Genomic DNA, 15,342 nt, shown 5'->3' with positions numbered 1-15,342 from the left:
GCCGCGATGGTTACGGCTGGCGAGGGCGGAGCTCTGTGAGAAAACTCACAGAGCCGAGTGGACCGCCGCTAGGCTGCAGCGGGCGGAAACGCTTTATGTATCGCAACGACGGCGTCCTTGGTCTGGCCCTGGACATAGGCTGCAAGCTCGTTCGGCAGCATGTCGATGATCCACACCAAGCGGCTTCTCCGCTCGCCGTCGGCGATCACCTGCACCGAGGCGCTGTAATGCTTCAGCCGCTCGTTGTTGATGGCATAGACGAGGCGCTGCCGCGCGTCGTCGCAATCGACCAGCACTTCGCGCGCCACCGAGCCGTTGGCGAAGGTGACGATACGCGCATCGCCGTCGAGCGTGCAGGCGGTGACGAAGCCGGGCGCCAGCCGCTCATGCAGTGCGCCGAAATCGCGCACCGCATCCCAGACGTCGCGCGCCGGGGCATTGATGGAGATGTCGTTGTGGATGGAGGCCATGGGATTCCCATTGTTGGAGTCATTCCGGGGCGCGCGGAGCGCGAACTATGGTGCGCAATTGCGCACCTGAGAATCTCGAGATTCCGGGTCTGGTGCTTCGCACCATCCCGGAATGACGGCGTATGTGGCACCTCAGGTCGCGCCTCACACACAAACCGCCTCGACATTGTTGCCATCAGGGTCGATCAGGAACGCCGCGTAATAGGTCGGGCTGTAATCCTTGCGCGGCCCGGCGCCGCCATTGTCGCGGCCGCCGCTCTTCAGGCCTTCGCTGTGGAACGCCTTGACCGCGTCATGATTTCCGGCGCGGAACGCGATGTGCGCACCGTCGGCCTTGCGGCCCTTGTTCAGGTGCAGCCACAGCGCAGGCTCGCCCTTCGGCCCGAAGCCGGCATAATCGTCGCCGCTTGAGCACAGGACGTAACCGAGCGGCGCCAGCACCGCGGTGTAGAAGCGCGTCGCGGCGTCGAGATCGGCAACGCGAAGCCCGATGTGGTCGTACATGATCGTCTCCATCTGCAAAGCGCGTCGAAAATGGCGCGCGCCGGGGACGACCCTAGTCGAGGTGAAGTGGGCGGCTCTTGGAGAATCTTGCGCTTGGCAGCCGGCTAATTCGCCGGCACCTCCGACTGCCACCGGATCACCCGTTTCAGGTGATAGACGTGAACCCACATGTTCGTTCCGATCACGCTGACTGTTGCAACGATCAGGGCCGTGAGCTTCTGCGGGTCATGTAGGGCGAGCACGAGCAGGAACGCGGAGAGGGCCGCCGTGACGCCGAAGCTGAACCAGAGCCCGATGAGGCGTGGTGCAAACCAGGCCGGCTGACCGTCGGTGCCCCACTGCATCGGAATCCTGCGCGAGGTGATCTGGCGGCCATAATAGACGGCACAGCCGGCGATGAAGGCAAGACCGACGGCAAGCGCGATCAGTGTGGCCGCAATCACATCACTCGGGGCACTGTTCATCTGCCGGGTCGCCGCACTCAAAGAGCGTTGATTCGCTCTTTGGTTGTAGTATCGCGCGGCGTGCCGTAAGCCCAGTGCGACGCGCCCGTCTGGTCAACAGACTATTACCCCACCATGCGGCCGACCTGTCTCAGTTGAGGACGAGGCGTTCGGCGAGGATGCTGCGCTCTCCCTTCGAGGCCTGGCGGAACTTGGTCGGCGATACGCCGGCAGCGCGGTGGAAGGTGCGGACGAAGTTGGAGAGATCGCCGAAGCCGACGTCATAGGCGAGATCGGTGACCGCGATGTCGTCATCGGTGAGCAGCCGTGCGGCGTGGCGCAGCCGCGAGCGCACCAGATATTGATGCGGGGTGACGCCGAGCACGCTCGAGAACAGCCGCAGGAAATGGAACGGGCTGAGGCCCGCCTGCTTTGCCATCTGTTCGAGATCGACCTCGGCATGCGAATTGTCGTCGATCCACAGCGCGGCCTCGACCGCGCGGCGGCGGTCGCGCGCGGAGGGCGTGGCCGGCTTGCGCGCCTTGCCGGAAACGACGTCGACAAAACGGCCGGCCAGGATCTGGCCGACCTCGTCGAGACCGATGTCGCTGTTGCCATCTGCCGCCGTCTGGGCGAGCTCGCCCAGCACCATCAATTCGGGCAGCGGCGGCGTGGCGCCGACGTGCCAGATCTCGCGTCGTCCGCCGAGGGCATCGACCATGTCCTCGCTGAGGAAGAACGACAGGCAGACGTCGCCGCTGACATGCTCATGTGTGCAGGTGTATTCCTCGCCGGGCGCGCCGACCAGCATCGAGCCCGCCACCAGGTCGAAGAAACCGGCGCGGCAATGGCAGCCGAAGCTGCCCGAGCGGACATAGGCGATGGAATGCCCGGTGCGGCATTCGGCAAACGGCGTATCGCCCGGTCCCGCGTCGCAGCGAAACTCGGAGACGGTCATCGATTGTGACGTCAGCAGTGTGTTCGCGTCCATGCCGCCTTATCTAGGCATGATCCGGACAAGTGTGTAGCGGTTGTCCGACAAGATCATGCCCAAAAATACAAAGCTAAGGTGCGGTCAAGATCGCGCCTTAGCTCGGCCTTGGTGGGGCAACGGGCAGCAGCACCTCGAACAGCGTCTTGCTGGCGACCGGATGGGCGCCCTCGAGCGCCAGCAGGCGCCGCTTGGAGATCACCCCGCCATAAGGCGAGAGCCGATCGGTGTAATTGCCGGCCTCCAGCATGCGGTGGCAGGGCACGATCAGCATGTAGGGATTCTTGGCGATCGCCTGTGCCACCGAATGTGCCGCGCCTGAAGCGCCCAGCGCCTTGGCGACCTCGTGATAGGTGCGCGTCTCCCCGCGCGGAATGGAGCAGGCGAACTCATAGACGCGGCGATTGAAGCCGGGCACCCCGCCGGCATCCAGGCTGACCTCGGAAAAATCGGGATCGTTGCCCTGCAGCAGGCTCACGATGCCCTCGATCGCAAGCTCGGCATTGTTGGAGGGGCGCTGCTCGCGCGCCTCGGGATGGATCGCAAAAATGCGGCGGCGGGTATCGATCTCCCGCGCCTCCGGCAATTGCACGGCCACCACGCCGGTGTCGCTCCAGATGATGCCGCAGCGCCCGATCGCCGTGTCGAATATCGTATAGCCACGCCCCACCATGCACACGCCCCACTCAGTGCACGTCTCTCCCCAGACAGGAGATCATAACACCGCCACAATCCGGCGCACCTGGAATCTTATCAGGACGTTAATAACCGGCCGGCTGGCTGCGCCAAACCGCTTGGCGGGAGGCGCCGTCTCGGCTAATCAGGACGGGCGCGCAAGCCGCGCATAAGCGGGCGTAGTTCAATGGTAGAACGGCAGCTTCCCAAGCTGCATACGAGGGTTCGATTCCCTTCGCCCGCTCCAAGCTCCCCGATTGAATGTCCATTAACGACCGGACTTGCAGGCGCCAATGCGCATTCGCGCGGGTCTGAGATTCCAATATATTAGCTGCTCTCGTCCGGTCTAAACTTTCCATTGGCCTAAGCTCTGCTCATCCCCGGGGCGGCCCTTGCGCCGGCCAGCGCTTGGATGAAGGCCAGGACCTGCAAAGAGATGGACCAGCAGAAACTCGATCGCGCGATCGGTCGCCGCCTGAAGACGCTGAGGACACAGGCGGGCATGACGTTGAACGAGCTCGCGGCGCGGTCCGGCGTCAGCCGTGCCATGATCGGGCGAGTGGAGCGGGCGCAGAGCAGCGCGACGGCTGCGCTGCTGGGAAGACTCTGCGCGGCGCTCGACGTGTCGCTCAGCGATGTCGTCGCGCTCGCCGAGAAGCCGCCGGAGCGGTTGGTGCGGCTTGCCGACCAGCCGCACTGGCGCGATCCCGACAGCGGCTATCGCCGGCGGCACGCCTCGCCGACGGATGCGGCCAGCGGCATCGAGATCATCGTCGTCGATTTGCCGGCCGGCGCGCGGGTGCCGTACAGCCCCTGGGGCCGCAACGCCTTTACCCAGCAGTTGCTGATGCTGCAGGGCGCGATCGCCGTGCACATCGACGCCAAGGCGGTGCGTCTGCGCGAAGGCGACTGCCTGGATTTCGACGTGATGCGCGCGGTGATCTTCGAGAACGAAACCAAGCAGGACGCACGCTACGTCATCATCACGCGGCGCGGCGCCTCCTACGGGCAGATGTGAGATCAGAGCAGGCCTGTCATGGCCTGTCGACAAGTCGGTCAAATGCTCAGGCCGGTTGCGGGAGCGCTTGGACCTGTTCGCCGACTCAGGAGCTCACGGCCCTCAAAATGAGTTGCGTACCTCAAAACACCTCTGCTAACCTTCAGCGATGGCCGAGACCCTCACCGCGACCGCGCTGACGCTGAAGGACATCGCCCGCGAGGCAGGCGTCAGCCTCGCGACCGTGGACCGCGTGCTGCACAACCGCCCGGGGGTGCGGCCGGACACGGTGCGGCGCGTCAAGGCGGCGATCGAGCGCAACGCGTTCCAGCCGCACGTCGCGGCCGCCGAGCTTGCTCGCGGCCGCGCCCGCCGCTTCGCCTTCGTGATGCCGTCGGGGCCGAACCCGTTCATGCAGCAGATCGAGGCCTATCTCGGCGAGATGTCGGCCTGGCTCACGGTTCGCCGTCTCAATGTCGAGCTGGTCGCGACCGACGTGTTTGACCCCTCGGTGCTCGCAGGCACGCTGGAGACGCTGTCGGGCGATTACGACGGCGTCGCCGTGGTGGCGCTGGATCATCCGGGCGTCCGCGCCGCGATCAACGATCTCGTCGATGCCGGCACCAAGGTGGTGACGCTGGTTTCGGACGTGCCGTCGTCGCGCCGCCACCATTATGTCGGCATCGACAACATTGCCGCGGGACGCACCGCCGGCGCGCTGGTCGGGCGGCTGGCCGGCCAAAAGTCCGGCAAGGTCGCGATCGTCGCGGGCTCGCAGGGCCTGCGCGACCATGCCGAGCGCATCTTCGGCTTCAACCAGGTGATGGCGTCGGAATTCCCAGGGCTCAGCGTGCTGCCGGTGCTGGAAGGCCGCGACGAGGACGATCGTTCGGAACAGGTGCTGGCGCGGCTATTGGGCAAGCATGCCGACATCGTCGGCCTTTATAACGTCGGCGCGGGCACGCAAGGCGTCGCCAAAGCCTTGAATGACAAGGCCTTGAATGACAAGGCGTTGAGCGATGCCGGTCGCAACGAGGTCGTGTTCGTCGGTCATGACGTCACCGTGCTGACGCGCCGGCTGCTGCTGCAGGGCGTGATGGATGCCGCGATCTCGCAGAACCCCGGACATGAAGCGCGTGCCGCGGTGCGCGTGCTGCTCGCGCTCGCCCGCGGCGAGCCGATCCTGCGCGAACAGGAGAAGATCAGGATCGACATCGTGATGCGGGACAATCTGCCCTAGCGGCAGTGGATATCGAACGGGCCGTGGCGGAGAGCGTGACGTCAAGATCGCGCCTCGCAAATGGGCAAAGAGGAGGACGATTTGTATCTCGGACTGGACATCGGCACATCCGGTGTGAAAGCGGTGCTCGTGAGCGAAGCCGGCGCGATCCTCGCGACGGCGGCGCGCGAGCTTGCGCTGTCGCATCCGGCGCCGTTGTGGTCCGAGCAGGACCCCGATTCCTGGGTCGATGCTGCCATCGGTGCGGTCGACGATCTCGCCGCCCGCCATCCAGGCGAGGTCACGCGGGTCCGCGGCATTGGCCTGTCGGGCCAGATGCATGGCGCGACGCTGCTCGACGAGGACGGACGGCCGCTGCGTCCGGCGATCCTCTGGAACGACGGCCGCTCGCAGGCCGAATGCGCCGTGCTGGAGCAGCGTTGCCCGTCGCTGCACGCGATTGCCGGCAATCTCGCGATGCCCGGTTTCACCGCCCCGAAGCTGTTGTGGGTCGCGCGGCATGAGCCAAAAATCTTCGCGCGAATCGCAAAGGTGCTACTGCCAAAGGCTTATGTGCGCTATCGCCTGACCGGCGAGATGATCGAGGATATGTCGGATGCGGCCGGCACGCTGTGGCTCGATGTCGGTCTGCGCCGCTGGTCGCCCCTGCTGCTGCATGCCACGGGGCTCGATCTTCACCACATGCCGCGCCTCGTCGAGGGCAGCGAGGTGAGCGCCATGCTCGCGCCGGGACTCGCGCAGCGCTGGGGCATGGCGAAAGATGTCGTTGTCGCGGGCGGCGCCGGCGATAACGCCGCGAGCGCGATCGGGCTCGGCGCGATCGCACCGGGCGATGCGTTCCTGTCGCTGGGCACCTCCGGCGTGGTGTTCCGCGTCACCGATCGCTTCGCGCCGGCGCCGGCCTCGGCGGTGCATGCGTTCTGCCACGCGTTGCCTGGTCTCTGGCATCAGATGGGCGTGATGCTCTCGGCGGCGGCGTCGCTGGCCTGGCTCGCCGGTGTGATGGAGACGCCGGCCGCAGCGCTGCTGGCGCCGCTCGGCGAGCGCGTCGATGGGCCGAGCCCGATCAGATTCCTGCCCTATCTCGACGGCGAGCGCACGCCGCACAACGATACCGCCGCCAGCGGCGCCTTCGTCGGCCTGCGCGGTGCGACCGGGCGGACGCAGGTCGTGCAGGCCGTGCTCGAAGGCGTCGCCTTCGCCGCGCGCGACAATCTGGCGGCGCTGAGCGCAGCGAGCGGGCCCGTTGCCGAGCTCGATCTCGTCGGCGGCGGCTCGCGCTCGTCGCTGTGGGCGCAGATCTGCGCCGATGTGCTCGGCATTCCCGTCCATCGCATCGAGGAAGGCGAGGTGGGGGCGGCCCTCGGCGCCTCCAGGCTAGGCCGGCTCGCGGTGACCGGCGAGAGACCCGCAGCGGTCTGCACCCGCCCGCGGCGACTCGCGAGCTTCACGCCCCGCGCATCCGTCACGGAGGCCTATGACGAGGCCTATCGGCGATGGCGCGAGCTTTATCGCGCATTGAAGGAGTGCTCTTAAGTGAACGCGTCAGCCAAATTCTTCGATGCAACTACACCTGTCGCCTTCGCCGGCAAGGATGCGGGACAGGAGCCCGCGTTCCGCTGGTACGACAAGGACCGCCTCGTGCACGGCCGCAGGCTGGAGGATCATCTGCGCTTTGCGGTCTGCTATTGGCATTCGTTCTGCTGGCCGGGCGGCGATCCCTTCGGCGGCGAGACGTTCCTGAGGCCGTGGCATCAGGGCGGTGACGCGATGGCGCAGGCGCGGGCCAAGGCCGACGTCGCCTTCGAGCTGTTCCGCCTGCTCGATGTGCCGTTCTTCACCTTCCACGACGTCGATGCCGCGCCGGAAGGTAGCTCGCTCGCCGAGTCCGTCGCCAATCTCAATGCGATCGCCGATCTGTTCGAAGCGAAGATGGCCGCGAGCAAGGTGCGCCTGCTCTGGGGCACCGCCAATCTGTTCACGCATCGTCGCTACATGGCGGGCGCAGCGACCAATCCCGACCCGGAGATATTCACCTATGCGGCAGGCCAGGTCCGCGCCGCGCTGGAGGTGACGCACCGGCTCGGCGGCCAGAACTACGTGCTGTGGGGCGGGCGCGAGGGCTACGAGACGCTGCTCAACACCGATCTCAAGCGCGAGCTCGACCAGCTCGGCCGCTTCATCTCGCTGGTGGTCGAGCACAAGCACAAGATCGGCTTCAAGGGGCCGATCCTAATCGAGCCGAAGCCCAAGGAGCCGACCAAGCATCAATATGATTTCGACGTCGCCACCTGCTACGGCTTCCTTGCGCGCTACGACCTCTTGAAGGACGTCAAGCTCAACATCGAGCAGAACCACGCCATCCTTGCCGGCCACTCCTTCCACCATGAGGTCGCGCTCGCCGAGGCGCTCGGCGTGTTCGGCTCGCTCGACGTCAACCGCGGCGACGATCTGCTCGGCTGGGACACCGACCAGTTCGCGATGAACGTCCCGGAGCTGGCGCTGGTGTTTCACGAGATCCTGAACCGTGGCGGCTTCACCACCGGCGGGCTCAATTTCGACGCCAAGATCCGGCGGCAGTCGATCGATCCGGACGATCTGATCCACGCCCATGTCGGCTCGATGGATGCGTGCGCGCGCGCGTTCCTCGCCGCCGCCGACATGGTCGATGCCGGCGCCCTCACGGCGCCGCTCACCGAGCGTTACGAGGGATGGGCCGGCACCGAGGGCCGCGCCATTCTTGGCGGCCAACGTTCGCTCGCCGATCTCGCCGACCGCGCGCTTCGTCCCGGTTTCGAACCGCAGCCGCGCTCGGGCCGGCAGGAATATCTGGAATCCCTGGTCAACCGCTATGTCTGAGCGAGGCTGCTGATGGCAAACGCTGACGCGAGACCGGTCCTCGAGCTGACCGGCATCGGCAAGGAGTTCGGCGCGATCCGCGCGCTGCACGGCGTCGACATGCAGGTCATGCCAGGCGAGGTGGTCGGCCTGATGGGCGACAACGGCGCGGGCAAGTCGACGCTGGTCAAGATCATCGCCGGCAATTTCCGTCCCAGCCACGGCGAGATCCGCTTTGCCGGCGACGCGGTTCATTTCAGCCGGCCGGTCGATGCCCGCGCGGTCGGTATCGAGGTCGTCTACCAGGACCTCGCGCTGTCGGACAATCTCACGGCGGCGGCCAACGTGTTCCTCGGCCGCGAGCTGAAGCGCAGGTTCGGGCCCATCGCATTGCTTGACCACAAGGCGATGGCGGCACGCGCGCTGGAGCTGTTCGGCGAGCTGCGCTCGGAGACGCGCCCCGACGATCTCGTCAAGCAGATGTCGGGCGGCCAGCGCCAGGCGGTCGCGATCGCGCGGACGCGGCTCTCCAATGCGCGGCTGGTGATGATGGACGAGCCGACCGCCGCGATCTCGGTTCGCCAGGTCGAGCAGGTGCTCGGGCTGATCCACCGGCTCAAGGAGCAGGGTGTCGCCGTGATGCTGATCTCGCACCGCATGCCCGACGTGTTCGCAGTATGCGACCGCGTCATCGTCATGCGCCGCGGCGAGAAGCGGGCCGACAAGCCGATCCACCAGACCTCGCCAGAGGAAGTCACCGCCCTCATCACCGGCGCGAAGGAGGCGGCGTGATGGCCATGCCCATGGAATCCCCGATCAGCTTCACCAATGTCGGCCGGATCAGATGGTGGCAGCGCGGCATCTTCGCCTCCCAGACCGGCTACGTGCTGCTCGCGCTCGCGGTGCTGCTGGTGATCATGCATTTCGCCAGCCCATATTTCTTCACCGAAGGCAACATGCAGAACGTGGCGAAGAACTTTTCGTTCATCGCCATCGCCACCCTCGGCGTCACCTTCGTGATCATCACCGGCGGCATCGATCTGTCGGTGGGATCGATGATGTGCTTCTCGGCCATGATCACCTCGATGGTGATGACCGAGCTCTCGGCGCCCGGCTCGCCGGCGGGCGCGCTGTTCGTGCATCTGGCGGCCGACGGCAAGACCGTAATTGCCAATGTGCCGGGCCTGATCCTGCTGGTCTCGATCGTCGCCGGGCTCGGCGTCGCGCTGATCGCCGGGCTCGTCAACGGCTTCTGCATCGCGGTGCTCGGCCTGTCGCCCTTCGTCACCACGCTCGGCATGCTCTCGATCGTGCGCGGGCTCGGCTACGTCGTCTCCAACGGCCGCGGCAGCTTTCCGGGCGGGCCCGATGCCGATCGTTTCTACGCGCTCACCTCGGGCGACGTGCTCGGCGTGCCCGTGCCTTTCATTTATCTCGTGATCCTCGCACTGACGATGGCCGTGGTCCTGCATCACACCTCGTTCGGCCGCCACGTCTTCGCGCTCGGCGGCAACGAGAAGGCGGCCGAATTGACCGGCATTCCGGTCGTGCGGGTGAAGATCGAGGTCTATGTGATCTGCGCGCTCGCAGCCGGCCTGCAGGGCATCATCATCTCCGGCTGGCTCGGATCGGCGCCCGCCAACATGGCGACGTCCTACGAGCTCAACGTGATCGCGGCGGCCGTCATCGGCGGCGCAAACCTCGCCGGCGGCATCGGCGGTCCGCTCGGGGCCATCGTCGGCTGCGTGCTGCTGGAGGTGATCCGCAATGGCCTCGTGCTGGCTCAGGTCTCCTCCTACTGGCAGCAGACGCTGGTGGGCGTGATCATCATCCTGGCCGTGCTGGTCGACCGCATCCGCTCGCGCATGAGCTGAAGGTGACGTCGTTCCGGGAAAACAACGAAGATGCCGCCTGTCCGCTTCCCGGACGTTTCAAAGAGGACGGGCGCCAGAGAAGGGTGGAGGAGACAATGAGGAAACTTCTTCTTGCCGGCATCGCCGTCGCAATGATGGCAACGCCGGCGTTGGCCGCGAACTACCGCTTCGTCATCGTGCCCAAGGCGATGAACAATCCGTTCTTCGACTTCGCGCGCGACGGCTGCCTGAAGCGAGCCAAGGAGCTCGGCAATATCGAGTGCATCTACAAGGGGCCGGTGGAGCATGAGCCGGCGACGCAGGCCCAGATCATCCAGGACTTCGTCACCCAGAAGGTCGACGGTCTCGCCATCTCGGTCGCCGACGTCGCGGCCATGACCAAGTCGATCGACGCGGCGACGGCTGCCGGCATCCCCGTCATCACCTTCGATGCCGACGCGCCGGGCTCCAAACGCATCGCCTATATCGGCACCAACAACAAGGAGTTCGGCGTCGCACTCGGCAAGCAGCTGGTGAAGATGCGCCCCGACGGCGGAAAGTACGCCATGGTCTCGGGCGGCCCCGGCGCCAAGAACCTCGCCGAGCGTGTCGACGGCGTGCGCGAGGCGCTGAAGGGCTCGAAATGGACGGAGGTTGCGGGCTCCCCGACCTTCTGCAACGACGATCCCGCACTCGCGGTCCAGCAGATGACGGATATGCGCACCGCAACGCCGGATCTCGCCGCGATCGTTCCCATCGGCGGCTGGCCGATGTTCGCGCCTGAAGGCTTCAAGGCCTTCGCCAGCAGGAACAAGAAGGACATCGATTCCGGCAAGTTCACGCTGGTCGTCGCCGATACGCTGAAGATGCAGCTCGAGCTGCTGCGCGACGGCTATGCTAACGCGCTGGTCGGCCAGCGTCCGTTCGAGATGGGCGAGAAGGCGATGGACACGCTGCTCGCCATCAAGAAGGGCGAGAAGGTGCCGGAAATCGTCTACACCGGCCTCGACCTCGTCACCAAGGACAACGTCGCGCAGATGTTGAAGTAGGAGCGTCCGCCAGCCCCGCGCTCCTGCATGCCTCCCCCGCTTGCGGTTTTCGCAAGCGGGGGAGATGATCTGGACTGTTGGAATGAAGACAAGGCAATGGGAATGAAACGGTCGCGGCTCGGCTCGCTCGACGTCACTTCAATCGGTCTCGGTTCCGCCCCGCTCGGCGGATTGTTCAGCCCGGTCAGCGATGCCGATGCTGAAGCGACGATCGCGCGCGCCTGGTCGCTCGGGGTGCGCTTCTTCGATACCGCGCCGCTCTACGGCTTCGGCCTTGCCGAACGGCGGCTTGGCGCCTTCCTGCGGCAGCAGAAGCGCGACTCCTACGCCATCTCGACCAAGGTCGGCCGCCTGCTGCGCGCGCCGGTTGACGGCGCCGCCGAGGACGAGCACTACAAGGGCACGCCGCGCGAGCGGCCGGTGTTCGATTTCAGTCATGACGGCGTGCTGCGCTCGGTCGAGGAGAGCCTGGGGCGCCTTGGGCTGGACCGTGTCGACGTCCTCCTGGTGCATGATCCCGATGACCACTATGACGACGCCGTCGCCGGTGCCTTCCGCGCGCTCCAGCGCCTGCGCGAGGAGGGCACGGTGAAGGCGATTGGTGCCGGCATGAACCAGTCGGAGATGCTTGTCCGTTTCGCCGAGGCCGTGTCGGTCGATTGCTTCCTGCTGGCCGGGCGCTACACGCTGCTCGATCAGGACGCGCTGGATGCGCTGTTTCCGGTCTGTCAGGCAAAGAGCATCGGTACCCTGCTCGGCGGCATCTACAACAGCGGCATCCTCGCCAATCCGCACACCAGCGCGAAGTTCAACTATCAGGACGCCGATGCTTCGCTGGTTGCGCGGGCGTTGGAGCTGGACGCGCTCTGCCGCGAGCATGGCACCGAGCTGAAAGCCGCCGCGCTCCAGTTCTGCATGGCGCATCCGGCCGTCACGGTCGCCGTGATGGGTGCGCGCAACGCCGCGGAGGTTTCCGACAACATCGCGATGTCGGAGAAAGCGGTGCCGGCGGCCTTCTGGCAGGAACTGCGGGCACGAAACCTCGTCGATGCGCGCGCGCCGCTGCCGGGTGGGGCGTAAGGCATGATCATCGACAGCCATCAGCATTTCTGGGATCCTGCGCGCGCCGACTATCCCTGGATGGCAGCGGACGAGCTGACGCCGATCCGCCGCGCCTTTGGTCCGGCGGATCTCGCGCCACTGTTGAAAGCGAACGGCATCGACGCCAGCATCGTGGTGCAATGCCGCTCCGCGCTGGAGGAGACCGAGGAATTCTTGCGCATTGCGCACGAAAATCCCTTCGTCGTCGGCGTGGTCGGCTGGGTTGATCTGACGGATGGTGCGCTCGGCGAAACGCTCGATCGGCTTCGCGCTTCACCCGGCGGCGGCAAGCTGGTCGGAATCCGCCACCAGGTCCACGATGAAGCCGATCCCGATTGGCTGCTGCGCGGGGACGTCCAGCGCGGCCTCACCGCCGTGTTCGCGCACGATCTCGCCTACGATTTCCTCGTCCGCACCCGAGAGCTGCCGTCGGCGATCGCCACCGCGCAGGCCTTTCCGCAAGCGCGCTTCGTGCTCGACCACGCCGCCAAGCCGCCGATTGCCGACGGCGGCAGCGACGAGTGGGCCGATCGCATCAAGGCGCTCGGTGCCTGCGGCAATGTCTGGTGCAAGATCTCAGGGCTCGCGACCGAGGCGGTCTGGAATGATTGGGATGCGGAACGCCTGTTTCCGTTCGTCGCGCACGCCGCGAGGTGTTTTGGCGAAGACAGGCTGATCTTCGGCTCGGACTGGCCGGTGTGCCTGCTTGCGGGAAGCTATGGCGAGATCAAGAACGCGCTGGAGGCTTGTCTGGCGAAGCTTGGCCCGCAGCTGCGGGACAAGGCTTTTGGCGTGAATGCCGCGCGGGCGTATCGGCTGGCGATCGCAGGTTAGCGTCTGAGCGCGCTCTTGCTTCCTGCCTCTCCTGGCAAAGCAGGAGAGGGGAAGCAGCGGCGCGCCCCCAGCCTACTCCGACATCGGCTTGTCGGAGATGTCCCAGTCCTTGCCGGTGAAGGTGGAGATGAAAAGCGTCTTCATCGGCGTGTAGTCTTCGGGCGTGTAGCTGTAGGTGACGCCGTCGAGGAAGTAGGGCGAATGGAAGCCTTTGAGGTTCGAGGCCTGCTTCAGCACGTTGGCGCGGGTGAGGTCGTCGCCGCAGCGGCGCAGGATCTCGCCCATGGTCACGGCCTGGCCGTAGCCGGCGAAGGCGATGGTGTTGTCGGGGTCGATGGCCGGCGTGTACTTCTTGCGCAATTCCTCGAACGCCATCACGTCGGGGTCCTTCTCCCATTTGGGCAGGCCGACCTCCTTGTTGTAGCGGATGGCGACGATGCCGGTGGCGTTCTCGAGGCCCGCGGCAGTGAGGATCGAGCGGCCGGTTGAGCCGGCGGAAAGAAGCTGCAGCGGCTTCCAGCCGAGCTCGGCGACCTTCCGGATCGACTGCGACGACGCCTTGCCGGTCGAGATGTTGTAGAAGACGTCGGCGCCCGACTTCGAGAGGTTGATGAGCTGGGAATCGACGGTCGGCTCGGTGAGATCGTAGGTCTGCTCCATGATCACCTTTGCGGTGCCGCCGGCGTCCTCCAAAACTTTCTTGAAGGGACCGAGGAAGTCGCGGCCGAAATCGTCGTTCTGGTAGAGGATGCCGATCTTGGCGTTCGGCTTCACGCTGACGACGTGACGGGCCAGGATGCGCGCCTCGGTCGGATAGAGCGGCAGGCCCGCCATCGTCCATTTGAACTCTTTCGGGTTATTCCACTTCGACGCGCCGGTGTTGAGCAGCAACTGCGGCACGCCCTTGGAGTTCAGGTATTTGTGCACGGCGGTCTGCGGCGCGGTGCCGAGCGAGCCGTACAGCGCGAGCACTTCCTCCTGCTCGACCAGGCGCCGCGTCGCCTCGACGCATTTCGGCGCGCTGTAGGCATCGTCCATGGTGAGAAACTTGACCTTGCGTCCGTTGATGCCGCCCTTCTCGTTCAGCATCTGGAAATAGGCCTCGCCGATGCGCCCCAACACGCCGTAGAGCGAGCCGGGGCCGGAATGCGGCACGGTCTGCCCAATCTTGATCTCGGTGTCGCTGGCGCCGGCATCGTATTTCTTCTCCGCGGCCCAGACATACGGCGCGGGCAAGGTGGATGCGGCGATGGTGGCGAGCGCGGCGGCGCTGAAATCGCGCCGCGATGGATTCTTCGTCATGATCTGTTTCTCCCTGGCATGCGCATTGTGCTGGGAACGCAGCACGGCTCGCAAGTGGGAAGTCACGGCTTTGCGACGCAATGACGCTCAAATCGCCGGGCGCTAGCGCCTAGACTCAAGTTTTCTCGGCGACCACGACGAGGCCGCGCACGGGCTCGTTGTTCTCGATCCGTGGAGAGGCCGGCTCCAACGTCAGCAGCTTGAGCCCGGCCTTGGCGATGGCACCGCGCACATATTCCGCCGAATGGGCATAGCGCAGGCCTTCGCCGAGAACGATGCCGCTGCCATCGTGCGTCTCCAGCGTGAAGGCGAGCACGCCGCCGGATACGAGCACGCGTCTGGCTTCGTTGAACACCGGCGCGAGATCGGAGAGATAGACGAACGCATCCGCGGCGACGACGAGGTTCGCGCATCCATCGCCCTTGCTCCGCAGCCCTTCGATCATGTCGGCGACTTCGAGCTCGGCGTAGAAGTTGGTGGCGCGCGCCTCCTTGATCATGCCGGGCGACAGGTCAATGCCGATGAAATGATCGACCTGCTTCGAGAATGCGGCGGCCGCAAGCCCGGTGCCGCAGCCGAGATCGATGGTGCGTTTGAAGAAGGCCGGCTTCTTCGCGTCGACCCGCGCGGCCACCACCGCCTTGAAGATCAGCGCCGGGGCGCGATAGTCGAGATCGTTGACCAGTGTGTGCTCGAAGCGCGGGGCGTACTGGTCGAACAGGGCCTGCACATAGGCCTTGGGCATTTCGGCCATCTGTGCGTCGCCGAGCCGCATCAGATGCAGGCCGGCCCCATGGTGGTCGTCGGGATCGGACCGCCGCGCTTCTCGAAAGGCGGCGATGGCCTTGTCGCGCTCGCCGAGCCGCTGACGGATTTCGCCGAGCGTGAACCAGGCCGAGGTGAAGTCAGGCGCGAGCTCGATCGCCTGCTCTATGAGGTCAGCGGCGGCGGGCAGGTCGCCCTTGAGCTGGAGATCGCGCGCGAACTCGAAGCGGCGGTCGGCCATGAGATCGCCGGAGGACTGGAATAGGCGGAGGGGCATTGG

The 15,342-nt window shown here is 65.8% G+C and carries 16 protein-coding genes and 1 tRNA gene; 10 read left to right on the top strand and 7 right to left on the bottom strand.

The genetic code is table 11. The annotated features are described in order from the left end of the window. Window positions 1-68 precede the first annotated feature (68 nt). The 5 genes from GA0061098_RS34305 to GA0061098_RS34285 all read right to left on the bottom strand — a co-directional run bounded on the left by GA0061098_RS34305 (window position 69) and on the right by GA0061098_RS34285 (window position 3,081). The gene (locus tag GA0061098_RS34305; protein WP_091965831.1) at window positions 69-470 is read right to left on the bottom strand and encodes an SRPBCC family protein; all 402 of its coding nucleotides are present in this window, start codon (window positions 468-470) and stop codon (window positions 69-71) included. Between the two features lie 144 nt (window positions 471-614). Continuing rightward, a complete protein-coding gene (locus tag GA0061098_RS34300) occupies window positions 615-974 on the bottom strand; it encodes a VOC family protein (protein WP_165637781.1) in 360 nt (119 codons plus the stop codon). A gap of 104 nt (window positions 975-1,078) precedes the next feature. Further along, window positions 1,079-1,438, bottom strand: coding sequence for a hypothetical protein (locus tag GA0061098_RS34295; protein WP_038947289.1), 360 nt, complete (start codon window positions 1,436-1,438; stop codon window positions 1,079-1,081). 130 nt (window positions 1,439-1,568) lie between these two features. Then, entirely contained in the window at window positions 1,569-2,408 is an 840-nt protein-coding gene (locus GA0061098_RS34290; RefSeq protein WP_091965829.1) for a helix-turn-helix transcriptional regulator, read from the bottom strand. Window positions 2,409-2,505: 97 nt separating this feature from the next. Then, window positions 2,506-3,081, bottom strand: a complete 576-nt coding sequence (locus GA0061098_RS34285; protein WP_091965892.1) for a methylated-DNA--[protein]-cysteine S-methyltransferase — start codon at window positions 3,079-3,081, stop codon at window positions 2,506-2,508. 175 nt (window positions 3,082-3,256) lie between these two features. Here GA0061098_RS34285 and GA0061098_RS34280 point away from each other — a divergent pair. The 10 genes from GA0061098_RS34280 (at window position 3,257) to GA0061098_RS34235 (ending at window position 12,995) form a co-directional block, all read left to right on the top strand. Continuing rightward, window positions 3,257-3,330, top strand: a tRNA-Gly gene (locus GA0061098_RS34280). A 189-nt stretch (window positions 3,331-3,519) separates the two neighbouring features. After that, complete coding sequence (locus GA0061098_RS34275) at window positions 3,520-4,101, top strand: helix-turn-helix domain-containing protein (protein ID WP_091965891.1); 582 nt, start codon at window positions 3,520-3,522, stop codon at window positions 4,099-4,101. A gap of 148 nt (window positions 4,102-4,249) precedes the next feature. Further along, window positions 4,250-5,320: a LacI family DNA-binding transcriptional regulator gene (locus GA0061098_RS34270; protein WP_091965828.1), complete on the top strand. Its 1,071-nt coding sequence runs from the start codon at window positions 4,250-4,252 to the stop codon at window positions 5,318-5,320. 81 nt (window positions 5,321-5,401) lie between these two features. After that, a complete protein-coding gene (gene xylB, locus GA0061098_RS34265) occupies window positions 5,402-6,856 on the top strand; it encodes a xylulokinase (protein WP_091965890.1) in 1,455 nt (484 codons plus the stop codon). Next, window positions 6,857-8,179 carry a xylose isomerase gene (gene xylA, locus GA0061098_RS34260; protein WP_091965827.1) on the top strand — a complete coding sequence of 441 codons (1,323 nt, stop codon included), beginning with the start codon at window positions 6,857-6,859 and terminating at the stop codon, window positions 8,177-8,179. Window positions 8,180-8,191: 12 nt separating this feature from the next. After that, the gene (locus GA0061098_RS34255) at window positions 8,192-8,950 is read left to right on the top strand and encodes an ATP-binding cassette domain-containing protein (RefSeq protein ID WP_091965826.1); all 759 of its coding nucleotides are present in this window, start codon (window positions 8,192-8,194) and stop codon (window positions 8,948-8,950) included. Beyond that, window positions 8,950-10,032, top strand: a complete 1,083-nt coding sequence (locus tag GA0061098_RS34250) for an ABC transporter permease (protein WP_165637780.1) — start codon at window positions 8,950-8,952, stop codon at window positions 10,030-10,032. Before GA0061098_RS34255 ends, GA0061098_RS34250 begins: the two co-directional genes overlap by 1 nt. Window positions 10,033-10,127: 95 nt before the next feature. Further along, the gene (locus GA0061098_RS34245) at window positions 10,128-11,060 is read left to right on the top strand and encodes a sugar-binding protein (protein ID WP_165637779.1); all 933 of its coding nucleotides are present in this window, start codon (window positions 10,128-10,130) and stop codon (window positions 11,058-11,060) included. Window positions 11,061-11,162: 102 nt separating this feature from the next. Next, complete coding sequence (locus GA0061098_RS34240) at window positions 11,163-12,140, top strand: aldo/keto reductase (RefSeq protein ID WP_091965823.1); 978 nt, start codon at window positions 11,163-11,165, stop codon at window positions 12,138-12,140. A 3-nt stretch (window positions 12,141-12,143) separates the two neighbouring features. After that, entirely contained in the window at window positions 12,144-12,995 is an 852-nt protein-coding gene (locus tag GA0061098_RS34235) for an amidohydrolase family protein (protein WP_091965822.1), read from the top strand. A 72-nt stretch (window positions 12,996-13,067) separates the two neighbouring features. Here the strand turns inward: GA0061098_RS34235 and GA0061098_RS34230 are convergent, their stop codons facing one another. Together GA0061098_RS34230 and GA0061098_RS34225 are read right to left on the bottom strand one after the other, a co-directional pair. Next, complete coding sequence (locus GA0061098_RS34230) at window positions 13,068-14,297, bottom strand: ABC transporter substrate-binding protein (protein WP_165637778.1); 1,230 nt, start codon at window positions 14,295-14,297, stop codon at window positions 13,068-13,070. Between the two features lie 115 nt (window positions 14,298-14,412). Further along, window positions 14,413-15,339 (bottom strand): class I SAM-dependent DNA methyltransferase, encoded by a 927-nt coding sequence (locus GA0061098_RS34225; protein WP_091965820.1) that lies wholly within the window; start codon window positions 15,337-15,339, stop codon window positions 14,413-14,415. Between the last annotated feature and the right edge of the window lie 3 nt (window positions 15,340-15,342).

Source organism: Bradyrhizobium shewense (genome assembly GCF_900094605.1).
GTDB classification, from domain to species: domain Bacteria; phylum Pseudomonadota; class Alphaproteobacteria; order Rhizobiales; family Xanthobacteraceae; genus Bradyrhizobium; species Bradyrhizobium shewense.
The sequence above is the reverse complement of the archived record's forward strand: the minus strand, read 5'-3'. Positions and strand labels throughout refer to the sequence as shown.